Annotated in this window: 11 protein-coding genes and 1 pseudogene; 5 read left to right on the top strand and 7 right to left on the bottom strand. The window is 58.6% G+C overall.

What is annotated here, in order from left to right; all coding sequences use genetic code 11:
- The first annotated feature begins 41 nt into the window (after positions 1 to 41).
- Both KYK83_RS12585 and KYK83_RS12580 read left to right on the top strand, forming a co-directional pair.
- Positions 42 to 2,087 (top strand): annotated as a pseudogene (locus KYK83_RS12585) (HAD-IIB family hydrolase).
- Complete coding sequence (locus KYK83_RS12580) at positions 2,084 to 2,971, top strand: glycosyltransferase family 2 protein (RefSeq protein ID WP_222828498.1); 888 nt, start codon at positions 2,084 to 2,086, stop codon at positions 2,969 to 2,971. The pseudogene KYK83_RS12585 and the gene KYK83_RS12580 overlap by 4 nt, the downstream one beginning before the upstream one ends.
- Here the strand turns inward: KYK83_RS12580 and KYK83_RS12575 are convergent.
- Entirely contained in the window at positions 2,964 to 4,064 is a 1,101-nt protein-coding gene (locus KYK83_RS12575; RefSeq protein WP_222828497.1) for a glycosyltransferase, read from the bottom strand. The two genes, KYK83_RS12580 and KYK83_RS12575, sit on opposite strands and share 8 nt — an antisense overlap.
- A complete protein-coding gene (locus KYK83_RS12570) occupies positions 4,061 to 4,309 on the bottom strand; it encodes a hypothetical protein (RefSeq protein ID WP_222828496.1) in 249 nt (82 codons plus the stop codon). Before KYK83_RS12570 ends, KYK83_RS12575 begins: the two co-directional genes overlap by 4 nt.
- Positions 4,310 to 4,552: 243 nt before the next feature.
- Here KYK83_RS12570 and KYK83_RS12565 point away from each other — a divergent pair, with 243 nt between their 5' ends.
- Positions 4,553 to 4,927 (top strand): YidH family protein, encoded by a 375-nt coding sequence (locus tag KYK83_RS12565; protein ID WP_221597184.1) that lies wholly within the window; start codon positions 4,553 to 4,555, stop codon positions 4,925 to 4,927.
- A gap of 63 nt (positions 4,928 to 4,990) precedes the next feature.
- Here the strand turns inward: KYK83_RS12565 and KYK83_RS12560 are convergent, their stop codons facing one another.
- The 5 genes from KYK83_RS12560 to KYK83_RS12540 all read right to left on the bottom strand — a co-directional run bounded on the left by KYK83_RS12560 (position 4,991) and on the right by KYK83_RS12540 (position 10,711).
- Positions 4,991 to 5,719 carry a PP2C family protein-serine/threonine phosphatase gene (locus KYK83_RS12560; RefSeq protein WP_222828495.1) on the bottom strand — a complete coding sequence of 243 codons (729 nt, stop codon included), beginning with the start codon at positions 5,717 to 5,719 and terminating at the stop codon, positions 4,991 to 4,993.
- Positions 5,710 to 6,720 (bottom strand): type VI secretion system-associated FHA domain protein TagH, encoded by a 1,011-nt coding sequence (tagH, locus tag KYK83_RS12555; RefSeq protein ID WP_222828494.1) that lies wholly within the window; start codon positions 6,718 to 6,720, stop codon positions 5,710 to 5,712. The genes KYK83_RS12560 and tagH overlap by 10 nt, the downstream gene beginning before the upstream one ends.
- Positions 6,721 to 6,730: 10 nt before the next feature.
- On the bottom strand, positions 6,731 to 8,380 hold the full coding sequence (locus KYK83_RS12550; RefSeq protein ID WP_248284445.1) for a protein kinase domain-containing protein: 1,650 nt from the start codon (positions 8,378 to 8,380) through the stop codon (positions 6,731 to 6,733).
- A gap of 76 nt (positions 8,381 to 8,456) precedes the next feature.
- Entirely contained in the window at positions 8,457 to 9,200 is a 744-nt protein-coding gene (locus KYK83_RS12545) for a LysM peptidoglycan-binding domain-containing protein (RefSeq protein WP_222828493.1), read from the bottom strand.
- Positions 9,197 to 10,711: a putative bifunctional diguanylate cyclase/phosphodiesterase gene (locus KYK83_RS12540; RefSeq protein ID WP_222828492.1), complete on the bottom strand. Its 1,515-nt coding sequence runs from the start codon at positions 10,709 to 10,711 to the stop codon at positions 9,197 to 9,199. Before KYK83_RS12540 ends, KYK83_RS12545 begins: the two co-directional genes overlap by 4 nt.
- Positions 10,712 to 11,055: 344 nt before the next feature.
- Here KYK83_RS12540 and KYK83_RS12535 point away from each other — a divergent pair, with 344 nt between their 5' ends.
- Together KYK83_RS12535 and KYK83_RS12530 are read left to right on the top strand one after the other, a co-directional pair.
- Positions 11,056 to 12,732 carry a BCCT family transporter gene (locus KYK83_RS12535; protein WP_222828491.1) on the top strand — a complete coding sequence of 559 codons (1,677 nt, stop codon included), beginning with the start codon at positions 11,056 to 11,058 and terminating at the stop codon, positions 12,730 to 12,732.
- Positions 12,733 to 12,902: 170 nt separating this feature from the next.
- The gene (locus tag KYK83_RS12530) at positions 12,903 to 15,647 is read left to right on the top strand and encodes a TonB-dependent receptor (RefSeq protein ID WP_248284444.1); all 2,745 of its coding nucleotides are present in this window, start codon (positions 12,903 to 12,905) and stop codon (positions 15,645 to 15,647) included.
- Positions 15,648 to 15,707: the final 60 nt, after the last annotated feature.

The following is a 15,707-nucleotide window of genomic DNA, read 5'->3' as shown; positions in this document are numbered from 1 at the left end:
GCATGTATAAATGAATCCTACCCTTTGGAAAGGGTCTTCACATGTTCATTTGTCACGTTGCGCTCCAAGGGTGTCTCACTTTGCAGGATGTTCCCTATGGGCTGACGGCGGACACCGGCGGTCACATCAAATATCTGCTGGAGCTTGCTGACGCGAGCGCAAAAGATCCGTCCGTTCACCGCATCGATCTCGTGACGCGAGGGTTCGTGGATTCACGACTGGGCGATAAATTTCGACCCGGTGAGAGCGAGCGTGATGACAAGGTGCGTCTCGTCCGGATTGCCGATGGCGAGGAAGCCTATCTTCCCAAGGAAGACCTGCGCCATCGCCATCGCGAGCTGTGCGATGCCTTCATCGCCTATCTTCGCGGTCTCCGTAGGAAACCTGATCTTATCCACGCGCACTACGCCGACGCTGGCATTCTGGCTCGCCGCGCGAAGGAGGTGTTTGGCATTCCCTATGTTTTCACAGGACATTCTCTGGGAGCGGTCAAACGCGAGGCCAACGGCCGAACCAATGACGAGCTGGAGCGGCGAATAGCTATTGAAGAAAGGGCGCTGGAAGCCGCCGACGCCGTGATCGCGAGTTCGCGCGACGAGGCTGAAGCCCAGTATGCGCATTACGGTTCGATCCCTGCGGGACGGATCCGGGTCATTCCCCCTGGCTGCGAATTGGAACGCTTCGAAGGAGCGACACCAGATGCGAAGGTGCAGCAAGAGGTTGAGCGCTTTTTACGAGATCCGAAAAAGCCCATCATTCTGGCCATCGCCCGTCCGGTTCGAAAGAAAAATCTGATTGGGCTTGTAGACGCATATGCGTCCAACCCGTCTCTTCAAGACCGTGCGAACCTGGTCATCGTTGCCGGTTGCCGGAGCAGGATTACCGATCTCGAGCCTGAATGTCGGTCGATCTGCGAGGAGCTTATCCGCGCGGTCGATTCGCACGATCTGTACGGGAAGGTCGCCTATCCCAAATCGCACGAGCCCGAAGACATCCCGGCCTATTATGCTCTTGCCCGGGAGAGTGGCGGCGTTTTCGTAAACCCGGCACTGAATGAGCCATTTGGTCTGACCCTGCTCGAAGCGGCTGCTGCGCGTCTGCCGGTAGTTGCTACCGATAGTGGAGGGCCCAACGATATCGTGGAGCGCTGCAAGAACGGTCTTCTGGTTTGTCCCAAAGATCCAGCGGCGATTGCCGGTGCCTGTCTCGAGATTATCTCCAATCGACGCGAATGGATTCGATACGCATCGGCGGGAGGCGATGCAGTCGCCGCCTACGACTGGGAAGCTCACACGCACATCTATCACAAGCTGATCCGCGAGCTGGTTGAGCCTCAGAAGCCGCGCAGCGAGCATCGACGGCTTCTTGTCTGCGACATCGACAATACCCTGCTGGGCGATCGGGCGGCGCTGCGCGAATTTCTCGAATGGCAAATTCAGAACTTATCCAAGATCGCGTTGGGAATTGCTACCGGGCGCAGCTTTCACAGCGCTCAGGCGATACTGGCAGCAGAAGGAGTTCCCACGCCGAACGTCATCATCAGCAGCGTGGGCAGCCAAATTCATTGGTATGATCCCGCGACGCGAAGCTATGCGGAAGACAGCGCATGAGCAAAGTACGTGGCGCGGGATTGGCGAGGTGAAGCAATAGAATGCTTGGCCAGAGACCTGGGCCTTCGCCCCCAGGCGCCACTCGAACAGCGCAAGGGCAAGGCGAGTTACTTCCTCGACGATCACGATCCGGAAGAAATCCGCCGAACCATGCACGACGCCGGTTTGGATATCGAGATCGTCGCCAGTCATGGCCGATATCTGGATATCCTGGCCAGAGGCGTGGGAAAACACGCCGCCGTTCTGCATGTTGCAGATGCGCTGGGCATGACTCAATCGCAGGTAGTCGTGGCAGGCGACAGCGGGAACGACCGGGCCATGCTCCGCGCATGTCCTCATCCCATCATCGTCGGCAACTGGAGTGACGGCCTCGGCGATGATCCCGCGCTCTCCCATGCCTATATGGCATCTGCTACCCACGCTGGGGGAGTGCTTGAGGGGGTCCGCCACTACAGCGAGGCCGGGCACTGGCAATGACGTACCGCTCGGTATCTGTGCTCACGCTGGTGCGGGGACGCCAAGTGCATCTGGATCATCTGATTGCCGGGCTATGCGCGCAGGCGAGAATGCCGGACGAACTGGTCGTCGCTTTCATGCAGGACCTAGCGCCTCGAGTTCCTCCAGACTGTCCGTTCCCTATTCGTCTGCTGCAAATCGATGGCGATGCCCTCCCGCTGGCCAAAGCGCGAAACCATGCGGCCGATCAGGCGGAAGGAGAAATTCTGGCCTTTCTAGATGTCGACTGCATCCCTGATCGAAACTTTGTGAAACGCGCGATCGAAGCCGTCGACCAACTTCCCGATGGCGTCTTTCTGCCCGAGGTCCGCTACCTTCCAGGTAATCCGGACGGCTGGCTGGACCACACGCAGCGCGCGCCTGATGTCACCAAACTCGAATGGGCAGGCAAGCGCCACCCGGCGAAACCCGACCTTTCCATGTGCGCAACCAGGGCTATTCAGGACTTTGGTGAAATCTGGGGTCTTGCCTTCATCCTTATAGGAAAGACGTGGGACAGCGCAGGAGGCATGGATGAACGATACGTCGGCTATGGCGCGGAAGAAACGGATTTCGGTCGCCGCCTCGAAAGAGCCGGAGCCGAACTTTACTGGCTGGGGGGTACGGTATGTTACCATCAGCATCACACAATCAACAAACCGCCTCTCCAGCATTTCGAGAGCATTGTCCGCAATGCGACGCTTTTCCACGATTGCTGGCATGAGTGGTGCATGGATTACTGGCTGGACGATTTCGCACGTCGCGGATTGATAGAGCGTGATGCGGATAAGCTGACCGTGATCCGCCATCCAACAGCGTCAGAGATTGCCAAGACAACGCAGGGGCCGGAAGTCCGTTTCAGTTAGCCCATAAACGGCGCGCTTCGCTTTCCAGCCATTGCGCCGCCTTCTGCGCAGCCTCCTCGTCGTGAAGGGTCGCGAGCCTCGAATCATCCAGCCCGTCCGTGTCTGCGAGCGCACGTTGCCAGTCTGGTATCGAAGCTGGCCAAGTGTTGAGGTGGATGGCGGCACCTACTCGGGCCAACTCGGCAGCCTTGGCCTGTTGTTCATCGAAGTATCGCCACTCTGGAATGCAGAGGAAAGGCTTGGCCGCTCTCGCGATCTCATGGACCGTATTGTCGCCGGCCGATGCAACGACCCGGTCTGCCGCACACAGAAACTCCGTCAGATTATCGATCCATCCGAGTTCGCGCAGGTTGCCGAAATCCGTTTCATGTCCTTCGCGGTGGACGGGGCCTGCAACGAGCCACAGACCTTCGGGTTCTGCCCGGGCAGCCACGGTTAACGGAGCGTATGGAGTACCCGATCCACCGCCGCCTGCGATCACCAACGTAATGGGCTTGTCGAGCGGCAGGTCCAGCCGTTTGCGGGCTTCGTCTCGCGTGAGGATTGGATCTTTCGTGGTGCAGAGGCCGCCAGTGTAAAAGGTGCGCGAGCGAGCCCAGTCAGGGTAGCTATCCTGTTCGATGGCGTCGTCGAACGGCGCGAGCATGCCCACACAGGCTTCGTATCCCGCGAGATGCCCAATGTCTGACCGATCGCCATGCATGCGGATCGTGACGGCTGGTACGCTCATGATGCGCGAAAGAAGTGCGATCTCCGCGGACACATCGATGACGAAAAGGGCCGGATCGATGGCCCGTAAGGTTTGGGCGATAATGCCCATATGATCGCGCATCTCGTCTACGCCGAGCGGAACGCAATGCAGAACGGATGGTGTCGCCTGGTCGTGCAAGGCTTTGGATCGCGATGGCGCGCCGATCATGTCCGGGAGCCGGACGAGCTCAGCCTCGCGAGGTAGGCTTTCAAACTGCCCCGGTTTCGCAGTCAAAATGGTGATAGGTCTTTCGGGAGGAATGTGTTTGGAGATCGCCATTATCCGGTTTGCGTGGCCCCGGCCCTGATGATGGGCGAAGAAGGCAATCGGTTTCTGGTTCAAGGGGTATAACCCTCCGGGGCAGCAAGACTGTCGGCGCCAGCTATCGAGTCCCTGCTACGACCTAGCGACCAGTTCTCCGCGACCCGCACCTTCGGGTTGGGTGCACACCAGATTTCGCCGCCCTCATCCAGGGCAGTCACCCATATCAGATTATGCTCCGCGCCATAATCGATCACTGCGAAAGCCAGCCCCGCGCCTTTGCCGATCACATGAACCGGAAGGGGCGTCTGCAATTGCGTGAACATTCAAGCAGTACCCTTTGCTGTAACGACATGGATTCTCACGAGCCTGGCGTATGATGCCGCGCTTACTGGTTCAAAACACGGATTGCGTCGATCGTAGCGACTGAGCGAATATCGCCTCCATCGGGTTCCTTCACACAACAAAGATCATGTGGAATTATCATCAGAACACCGAGACATACGTCTCGAAAGGAGGCGCAACTTATGTTGTGCGCAAAGCGGCGGCTGACGTGGCACTGAAGGCATATGACGAAATCGAGCGACACCGCCGAGCTTGCCGGAGAGCGTACCGATCTAGCTGAGGACCGCACCGTGCTAGCGAATGAAAGAACATTTGCGGGCTGGATGCGAACAGGTCTTGCAGCGGTTGGCATCGGATTGGGATTCAATGCCTTGTTTGGAAAGATGGAACCCTCTTGGTTGCCCAAGGCAATCGCATCCTGCTTCATCCTGTCTGGGATGGTGATATTCTACCTCGCGGAGCGTAATTCCTGCAGCGTTCTCGAGCGGCTGGACGCTCATTCTGTCCAGCCCCTGAGGCGGATGAACCTGCGGCTGGTCGCCAGTCTGATGGGAACCGGTTCGGTCGTTTTGCTGGGAGGTATGTGGTTCCTGCTGTGAGCTGTCCGGGGTTTTGGAGCATTTCCCCCGTTGATCTCACAACGTCGGTGGTATCGAGAACGCTTACGCTTTTACGAGCACGAAGGAGATGTTGTCGCGCCCGTCTCGCTCGAGTGCATTCCTGAGCAATCGATCAGCCATGGCATCGATCGGCTCCTCGTTGCGAAGATCGTCACTGACAAACGAGCGAGAAAGGCCGTCAGAGCACAAAAGCAACAGGTCGCCCGCACGCACTTCGATCTCCCGCACGTCGAGATCGATACTGCTGGCAATGCCGAGCGCACGAGTGATGACATTGGCCCGAGGGTGTCCTGCCGCTTCGTCGGCGGCAATTTCGCCCACTTCGACCAGTTCCTGTACAAGGCTATGGTCTCGGGTGAGAAGGTCCACTCTCCCGTCTCTCAAACGATAGGCGCGACTGTCGCCGGCCCACCAGATGCGCGCGCAGTCATGAAATATTTTCAGTGCGACGATTGTCGTCCCGCTTTTTCCGCCAGCCTGTTCAAGGATCGAGCCATTCGCCGCTTCGATGGCAGCGCGAATGGCCGCCGGTTCCTGTACCTGCGGCAAACCTCCAAGATGGGCAATGACGGTCTCTGCAGCGAGACTGCCGTTAACATGACCGCCCATGCCGTCGGCGATTGCCCATAACCGGGAATTCGGACGATCGAGGATGCGGTCCTCGTTAAGAGTGCGGAACCGCCCGACATGGCTGCGGCTTACGGATTGAATATCCGCCGATGCCAGCGGATCGCTCTCTTTCCGATGCCGGAAGAACCTGCTCAGTCGCATTTATCAGCAACCGTTTCCGCTTCGTCGTAGGCTACCACGAAGGCGCGGTCGAGCGCGCCCGGCACACCGTCCGCGATCTCGGAACAAAGTTCGGCATGACGCTCGCGTAGTTGTTCCAAGGCTGACTGAGAGCGCGTCTGAAGCAACGTCTTGCGTCGAGAACCCGACCCGTCCAGTCGATCGGGGTTCAAATGGTTGATCGCTGCGCGCAGGCTCCCGCGCATGCCTGCAAAGGTAGCGACGAGATGCCGTTTGACGTCGCGAAACGAAGCCTGGAGCGCTGTAGGACCGGACATGAAGCCGGTTGATTCTGCAAGCAGGAGGTCGACGGCGAGCCTTTGGGACGGTGCCCATTTGAAAGGATTGTTGTCTTGGCCCGACATGGTTGTCCGGTTGAGGCTGTATCTTTGCCGCGCAGCATTGCGTTCGGACATAAGGTCGCCAATTCCAAGGACCATCTGGCGGTAAAGAGCGCCCGCGCGGCGCATGATCTCATCGGGGTCTTCGCTGGACAATAGCGAGGCATCGAGTTGGGCGCCCTGACAGAAAGCTTCCAGAAGCGTTCCGCTGGCAGGTGTCGATTGATCTGTCGGTTCGTCCCATTCGCTGGGAACGTCGGTCGATGTGCCAAGCGGAGGAGTAAGAACCATCGTGCGATCTGCTGCGCCGGAAGGCGATGCGGCAAGGGGCGCAGGAGCGATGACGATGCGGAACCGTCCCAGCCTCAATGTTGCCGGCAGAGAGAGCACCAATTCGGCGTCGTCCGGATAACGGGCACCGCTGAAGTCGTCATAAACGCCGTTCGCTCCGCTGACATGGAGCGACAGGCCATTGTCCGAGATCCGAAGTTCGCAGTGATTGCGGGACACTTCGCAATTGGGGTCTGCAATACTCCAGTCGGCAGCAGCGTCGCGTCCGATCGTGAGGTTCCCCGTAGCAAACAGCCGTGCGTCGATCGGCTGGACTGCGTCGTCGATATCGAACAGTTGAAGCATGTACATTGCGATGCTCCTACGCCGCGATCCGGGTAGCAAGAACCGCGGTATCGGACGGTTTCGAGGTGCTGGCACTGCGCACCTCAGCGGTGGATGCTGCGCGGTTGAAGGCATCGAAAGCCTCGCCCACCTCGTCCCGGCGCTGATGTGAAATGCGAGTGGTGAGATCGCCCGCCGTCATTTCATCCAGCGCCTTTCGCAGGCGACGCAATGGACGCGCCACAAACGCGCCACTTAAATAACCAATGAGCAGGACTACGGCCATGACAGCGGCCGAAAGCCCTGCAAACAAAGCCTTCGATGTATAGAGGGCCGCATTGAGCGCGTCGCGTTTCAGCACCAGGTCTACTGTTCCGAACCGGACCCCGGCATAGTTCACCGGATGAACAAAGCGCATGCCACCGCCATCCGCTTCGGACACATTTGTGACGCGCCGATCCGGCTGTTCCAGGATCGCGCTCTCGGCGTCATGACTCTGATAGCGCCTGCCAATAAGTCGTGGGTTGCTGGACGCCCGGATGGTGCCATCTGCGTCGGCGACGATAATTCCGCGCATGGCGTCGTCTTGCGCGGCAGTGGTGACAAACGCCTGAAGAGCTGTCCAGTCCTGCTGCGCAGAGGGCATTCCGGCGTTCTCTGCAATCGTGACGGCAGCATTGCCGGTTATGAAGGCTGCAATGCTGTTGCCGGTCGCTGCCGCCATCGTTTCGAGTGCTTGCTGCTGGCGGTGAAGAATGACGCTGACGCAAGCCGCCAAGGCGAGGGCCGTGACTAGAAAGAGCGCGATTGGAACTTTGAACCGCAAAGAAAGGCCTCGCGAAACTGCGCCTCCTTCGCGTGCGTCGTTCACTTCGCGTTCGAGCACTTGGGCGAGGGCAGTGCCGTCCGCATAACGTTGCTCGGGTTTTTTCGCGAGAAGTCTGTCTATGACCGCGCGAAGTCCAGGTGGGCAATCAGTGGTGACCTCTCCGATCGGCGTGACTTTGCCCTGAGCGATCTGGATTGCGAGCACTGCCAGTTCTCCGCCAGGGAAAGCTGGTTTTCCGGTTGTCATTTCGTAGAAAACCGCCCCGAGTGAGAAGAGGTCGGAACGGGCGTCTACCGGCAGACCGAGCGCCTGTTCGGGGCTCATGTAGCGCGGTGTGCCGACAAGCTGGCCCACCTGCGTCCTCTCAAGCGCGGAGGGATCGGCATCGCCCATTCTCGCTACCCCGAAGTCGAGCAGTTTTACGGTCTTCCCATCTTCGGAGATCAAAATGTTGGATGGCTTCACGTCGCGATGCACGATCCCCATGCTATGCGCATAGCCGAGAGCCTGCGCGAGTTGCAGTGCTAGGTGGAGCGTTCGTTCGTGCGGAATCCTGCCATTGGCCGCAATCCAGCGGTCGAGCGGCCGTCCGTCCACCAACTCCATCGCGATGTAGGCAATTCCGTCGGCCTCACCTACGTCATAGATTGTCGCGATGTTGGCGTGGCTCAGGGCACCTGCGGCCCGCGCTTCGCGCAGGAAGCGACTACCAATGTCTGCATTGCTGGCGAATTCGGATTTGAGAACCTTGATGGCAACCGTACGACCGATTTCCGGATCGTGTGCACGGTAAACGTCCGCCATGGCGCCTTCGCCAAGCTTGCCCTCTATCCTGTAACGGTCGAGCCGTTCGATCATACTGTGCGCGTCCCTTCCAGCTCGATAGTCTAATCGGCAGGTGACGCGGCATTAAAGTAAAAGTCTTATCAACCAATTACTGTCGTGCCCTGACAGTTGCGGCAATCTGTTCCGCCCGGCGCAGATCAGCTGCAATTGCCTTGTTGTCTGGGTCGAGCGCAGCTGCGCGGCGGAGCAGCGAAACCGCTTGTTTCACATTGCCCTGATTGAGGGCAACAAGCCCCGCGGAGCGCGCACGACGGACAGCAGCATGATCGACAGTCTTGCGTGGCCCAGGGGCGGCTGCCGGCTTAGCTGGCTTTGCCACTTCCGTTTTTGGGCGGGCAGGTGCGGCTTTTTCCGCCTTTGGTGTCGATCGAGGGGTGCTCGCTGCATTGGGTGACTGTCCGGGTATCAGAAGTTCGCGCCCGACTTCCAATGCGTCCGGCACATCGATACCGTTATATTTCGCCAGTTGATAGGACTTGAGGCGGTTGCCAAGGAAGCGTTCAGCCAATTCCGTCATCGTTTCGCCAGAGCGGACGGTGTAGCTGAAGTTTTTCGGTCCCAGATCGGTTCGGGCGTCACCTTCGATCCCCTGTAGAAGGACTTGCAGGGAAGGGTTCATCGGATCCCGGTCCAAACCTTTCCGGAGTCGTTTCTCCGCGGATCGAACCTCTCCCCGGTCAAGCAAAGCTGCAATTTCTTCGACCTCATCAGGATCGACCTGCTGTATGGCCGAAGCGGGCACTATGCTCTTTGGTCCGGACGAGCATGCGCTCAGCACCAGAACACCAAGCAGGCCCATTCCTATGTTCACGCTCCGCAAAAGGGTCGTCATGCCCGCATCCTCTCAGAAATCAGTTGTGTGTCCGGCTGCAACAATTTGTTGAGCGTCTGTTCGTCTTTGACAAAAGTCAGGAAGTCCTCGCCCGAAAGCGGCCGGGCGAAATAGAAACCTTGGAAGAAACGACATCCATGATCGCGCAGCCATAGAAATTCTTCGGCTGTTTCGACGCCTTCAGCCAAGACGTTAATGCCAAGCCCCCGGCCAAGCGTAAGAATGCTGGAACAGATCGCCTGGCTTTCGCGTCGGGCATGAACGTCAGTTACGAATGCCCGGTCGATCTTTATCTTGTCGAAGGCGATGGCATTGAGCGCCGCGAAACTGGAATAACCGGTGCCGAAATCGTCGATTGCGATCCGGATGCCCCGCGACCGCAGAGCGTCGCTAAGGCGCGCGGCGCAGTCGCCTTCGGCAAGGGCAACAGTTTCTGTCAGTTCGATCTCCAGAGCTTCCCCACCGAGATCATGTCGTGCCAGTGTCCGTTCGATCAGGAGCGGCAGGTCTGCGCCATCCAACTGTCTACCGGACACGTTGACCGCAACACGCAAATCATGTCCACCGTCGCGCCATTGGCGTGCCTCTCGCGCCGCCCGGTTAAGAGCCCAAAGGCCAATTTCAGGCGACAGATCGGAAGCTTCCATGATCGGAATAAAGCGGGTCGGCGGGATCAGTCCTCGCGTGGGATGGTGCCAACGGAGCAATGCCTCTGCCCCCGACACCTGCCCTGTCGACGCGTCTATCAGAGGTTGAAACTGCATGCGCAGTTCGTCCCGTCCGACAGCCTGACGCAGATCCTGTTCTATCTGGAAGCGCTCGCGCGACTGGATCACCGGATCGATGCTCGATACGATCTCCCGCACGTCGGTGATCAGTGGAACCGAGAATGATGAAAGGGTTTGCGACAGCAAGGCTTCGGGAGCTCCGCTGTCGGACGTGAACTCTCCGGTACGGAATGCGATTTCGGGAAAAATTTCTCTTTCGCCGTCACACCAGCGATCGCCCAATGAGTAGGCGAGTGCTTCCACCTCGGTAGTCGCCGCCGCCAACTCCATGTCCGGGCCAATCCAGATAGCCAAATGGGAGCGATCAAGCTGTGCGACGAGCTGATCTCTTGGCACCATTGCCATCAAACGCTCGACCATGATCAGCAACAAGCGCTCTGCCGATTCTGGGTCGAAGGCGCACAAGCGATCGTAGTCTTTCAACGCCAGGATGCCGAGTGTACCCTTTCGATCGCTCTTCATCCGCGCAATCAAGGGTTCGCGCGTCGGCAAACCCGAAATCGCGTGAGATTGCGCACGCGGCGCTGAGCTTTGGAGCGCCTGCTCCATTGCCACGATTATTTGTGACGCCCGGGTCAGAAATCCGCCGGTATGCTTTACTCCGATCAGTCCTTCAGCGCGCTCTATGGCGCCGTGCAGTTGGATGAGTTGCGGCCTGAGCCAAACGGCCAGCGCTATGCCCACCATGCCGGCGACAGCGAGAGTGATGAGGATTGCGACCATTGCTTGGGCGAGGCTTCTCGAGGCGTGGTTAAGTGGAACTGAAGCATCGCGTTAGTATGGAAAGATTGAGAAAAGCTTGAAAAATCCAACCTTTGCCTAGTGCGCGCCGGTGAGAATGCTGGGTGCTTTGTGCGGGCTGGGCAAGGCGGTCGATGTTTTACCTGCCGCAATAGACGCCGCGTACCGCGGCCTGACATCGGGGGCCTGTTCCAATGTGCGCTGGGACAATAGCGCCGTGCTTAAGATGGCAGTGCCATTTGATCTCTTGACGATCGTCCGTATGATGCCAGCATCCTTACCCACTGTTCGCCGAACCTTGGGACAGCCAAGTCAGCGAGAGAACCATGTCATCCGATGAGCCCAAGGGGATAGCCCCGCCATTGGTCGAACTGCCGATCAGCACGGCCGATCGCGGCTTTTACGATGGCTTCAGCCGTCAGGTGACAATCCCAGCGAAGATCATAGTCACGCTCATCATCCTGTGGGCGATCTTCTTCCCAGTCAGCGCCAACGAGACCCTGTCGGCGGCCAATTCAACGATCATATCGTCCTTCGCCGGCTGGTATGTCTATCTTGTGGCGGCGCTCATAGCGATCTGTGCCATCCTGGCAATTTTCCCACAAACCGGCAGCCTCAGGATAGGATATGCCGGAGAAAAGCCTGAGTTCTCACGCCTCTCGTGGTTTGCCATGCTATTTGGCGCGGGCATCGGTATCGGGCTGCTCACCTATTCGACGGGTGAGCCCCTCTCCCATTTTTCTGAAAATCCAGACATCATCCGCGGCGCGGTCCAGGCGCAATCCTGGGACGCGGTGCGGCCTGCATTTGTCTATACGTTCCTCCACTGGGGCTTCGCGGCCTGGGGAACATATGCCCTTGTGGGGCTGGCGATCGGCTACGTTGCGTACAGGCGCGATCTTCCGCTGACGATCCGGTCCGCTCTGGTTCCTCTGTTCGGAAAGACCATGTCCGGATTTGGCGGCCACGTGGTCGATGTCGTCGCGGTCGTGGCAACCATACTCGGCGTTGCAGTGACCATGGGCCTCGGCGTAGAACAATTCGTTGTCGGTCTTTCGCGCGTTGGCCTGGGTGATTGGCTGCTCAATCCGGATGGGTCCTCTTCCCTGCCTGCCATTGCGCTTGCCCTAGCCATTCTGGTCGGTGCCTCTACCCTCAGTGCGCTGTCGGGCGTGGGAAAGGGTATCAAGTGGCTTTCCAACCTCAATCTTGGCCTGTCCTTTCTGCTGCTCTTGCTGTTCGCGATCATGGGCGCCGGCCTATTTGCCCTGAAACTGCTGGGCCAGGGAATCGCGGATTATATCGGGCATTTCATTCCCCTGTCGCTCACCCTGTTTTCCGATGAGAGCCCCGTAGGAGAGCAATTGGTAGCGTGGCAGCTGGACTGGTCGGTGTTCTACTGGGCGTGGTGGATCGCGTTCTCCCCTTTTGTCGGCATGTTCATCGCCCGCATTTCAAGAGGGCGGACGATCCGCGAGTATATCTTCGGCGTGGTTCTCGTCCCATCTTTGGTATGCTTCATCTGGATGACATTGCTTGGCGGCACCGCGATCGCCCTTGAACTCAATGGAAGTGCAGGTGGCACCATTGTGAATGCCACGATGGCCGACCAGCTTTATGCGACCTTAGCCGTCATCCTAGATCCTGGAACGGCGTTTGCCGTCTCGGGCATGATCGTGGTGCTTTTGATGACTTATCTGGTGACCTCCACCGACAGCGCGATCCTGATCGTAAATACGATCAACGGAGCAGGCGACACGGAAGGCGAACATCGAAAGCACATCCTGTTCTGGGGGGGCGCTCTCGCCGCAGTAGTCGGCAGCATGCTGGTTCTTGGGGGAATCGAGGCGATCCGGATCACGATGATCATTGGCGCACTCCCATTCTCGTTCGTCGTCGCCTTGATGGCGATTTCGATCGTGAAGGCGATCTGTTACGACTTGATCCGTAAACATCAGGGCGTGCCCACGACGGCGGTCGGGGTCGCAGCGGACAAGAAGTGATCAACAGCACAACTAAGTGACCGGCACTGCCGGGTGGCGGGATTAATTGTTGCATTGCAGCAACAGCCATCGGCCAATCCCGGGAAATAGGGGCACTTCGGTGGCCGAACGGGACCAGCTTCCGTAGGTCGCCCCCACACAACATCCATCATCGTCGATACCTAGCCGACTTGTCGCGCCGGTTGATCGACTTCACGCATGACATCTTCAAGGGGGCCATTATCCTATTTAAAACCGCACAAGGCATATCATTCGGTGCGCTTGCGATTGCACTTCTTTCACCCACACATGCGCACGCGCAGAGTTCCACTACTTCGGGAACCGCCACGCAGCCCGAGAGCCGGACCGGCGCTCAGAGGCAGCCGCGCCAAGGCGGCGTCACAACCATCGTTGTCACCGCCCAGCGTCGCAGCGAAGATCTGCAGGACGTACCGGTTTCGGTTCAGGCCCTGGGTCAGGAACAGCTCGACCAGCTTAACATCGCGACCTTCGACGATTATCTGCAGCAGTTGCCCACCGTGACCGCTGGCGGCGGCAGCCCCGGCCAGAGCACGATCTATATTCGCGGCCTTGCGTCGACCACGCCAAACCTCACGACGGCAGGCGTCGCGGGTCTTGCTCCTAACGTTTCGCTTTATCTCGACGAGCAGCCGCTGGCGCAGCCGGGTCGTAATCTGGACGTCTATGCCGCCGACCTCGAACGGATCGAAGTTCTTTCCGGGCCTCAGGGCACGTTGTTCGGAGCGAGTTCACAGGCTGGTGTCGTGCGGCTCATCACCAACAAGCCCGATCTGTCGGGCTTTGACACCCGGGTCAGTGTCGGCACGTCCTTTACCAAGGGGGGCGAGGCGAGCTACAAGGCCGAAGCCATGCTCAATGTGCCGGTGACCGACAATCTCGCCGTGCGCGGCGTCGTCTACCTCGATGATCAGGGCGGCTACATCGACAATGTCGCAGGCACCCGCGACGCCAGCGAAAGCGCGCGCTTTCGCCCAGCCGGAACGGTGCGCGACAACGGTGTGCCTGTGGCGCCCAATCGCGCCGGCTTTCAATCGGGCGATGACCTGTCGGGCGTTAACTTCATCGAGGCGAATAACGCTGGGCTGGTCGAGAATGACTTCAACGACACCCAATATTCAGGCTTCCGCGTCTCGGCCCTCTACGAGGTATCGCCGGACTGGCGGATCACCGTAGCGCACAGCCGCCAAAGTCTGGAGAGCGACGGAGTATTCTTCGCCGATCCGGAACTCGATCTCGATAATCTGGAGATCCAGCGCTTTGAAGACGACCGGCTGGAGGACGATTTCTCCAACACCGCCTGGAGCGTCGAGGGCCGTCTGGGCATGCTCGATGTGATTTACAACGGTGCTTACACGGAACGCGAAACCGAGCAGCGGATCGACTATTCGGATTATCTTTTCGCCGGCCAGTATCTTCCATATTACATCTGCGACGGGTCGGTCAGCTATCCCGGCGATGCGGCACCAAGCGGGACATGTCAGGCGCCCAACCTCTATGTCACCTCGGATAGCAATCTTCAGGTGTTTACGCAGGAATTGCGGCTAAGCACGCCGGAGGAAAATCGCTTCCGTGTGACCGCAGGGGGGTTCTATTCCGACCTCGTGCTCAAGGAACGCAACGACTATACCTATCCGGGTAGCGAACTGGCCCAGCCGTTCGGCGGGTTTGCGCGGAACTTCCCTTTCCCTGGAGCCTACGCCAGCGATGCCGGGCCGTTTCCGTATGGCGTCATCTTCCGTAACGACGTGAAGCGTACCGATCAGCAGTTCGGCATTTTCGGGGAGGCCACCTTCGACCTTGTTCCCGATTTGCTGTCGATCACCGGCGGCGCCCGGTATTACAACGTCGAGGTTGATTTCGAAGGCACAGCCAACAGTTCCTTCTGCAATGCGGGCGCTGCGCAGGATGCGAACGCCTTTGGCACAAACCTGTCGGATCTCTATGATGGCGATGGGCAATATACCTTCATCGGGTCGTGCGATGCCGATCTGCGTCAGACCTTCGGACGCGATGATAGCCTTGAGGACATACAGGCAGCAGGACTTACTGCTGCTCAGGCGCAACAGGTGTTCAACGCGATCCGTGCACCCGACAAGGCGAAGACCGAGGGCGTGATCTTCAAGGGGACTGTCAATTTCACCCCGACGGAAGATCTGCTGTTCTATGCGACCTATTCGGAAGGCTTCCGTCCCGGTCTGCTCAATCGTCCCGGCGGAGCGCAGGGACCGGACGGCTTCACGGTTCCGTTCGAGCTGGAATCGGACGAGGTGAAGAACTACGAGATCGGCGCGAAAACCGAACTGTTCGATCGTCAGCTGCGTATCAACGGCAGCCTATTCTACGTCGACATCAGCAATCTGCAGACTACCATTTTCGATCCCAGTATCACCAATCTGTTCTTTTCGGACAATGCGGCGAATGCAGAGATCAAGGGTTTCGAAGCCGATTTCACCTTCGCGCCTTATGCAGCGCCCGGTCTGACGCTTTCGGGTGCGGTGTCATTGCTCGATACCGAGATTACCGAGGTCCTGACCCCGACGGACGACGTGCAGGTTGGATCCGATCTTGCCTATGCCCCATCCTTTCAGGGTAATCTGCGGGTGCGCTATGAGTGGGATCTGACCGACGAGCTTGGCGCTTTTATCCAGCCGTCCATTTCGCATTCAGCCTCAAAGTTCACCGACATTATCTCCATCAATCGGTTGGAGCTCGACAGCTACACCGTGGTCGATCTGTCGGCGGGCGTATCCTACGATCAGTGGCGGTTCGAGGTTTACGGGGCGAACCTGTTTGACGAGCGGGCTCAAATCGCGGGCGACTTTTATTACGATCGCGCGCGCATCGTAACAAATAGGCCGCTGACGGTGGGCGCGAAAGCCACCTTCAGCTACTGACCCAGAACAACGGTCGTATCTATGGCGGGGGCGCAGCTTGAGGCTCGCCTCCGCCATTTG

The sequence above is a fragment of the Qipengyuania pacifica genome, from assembly GCF_019857205.1.
Classification (GTDB): Bacteria; Pseudomonadota; Alphaproteobacteria; order Sphingomonadales; family Sphingomonadaceae; genus Qipengyuania; species Qipengyuania pacifica.
The sequence above is the reverse complement of the archived record's forward strand: the minus strand, read 5'-3'. Positions and strand labels throughout refer to the sequence as shown.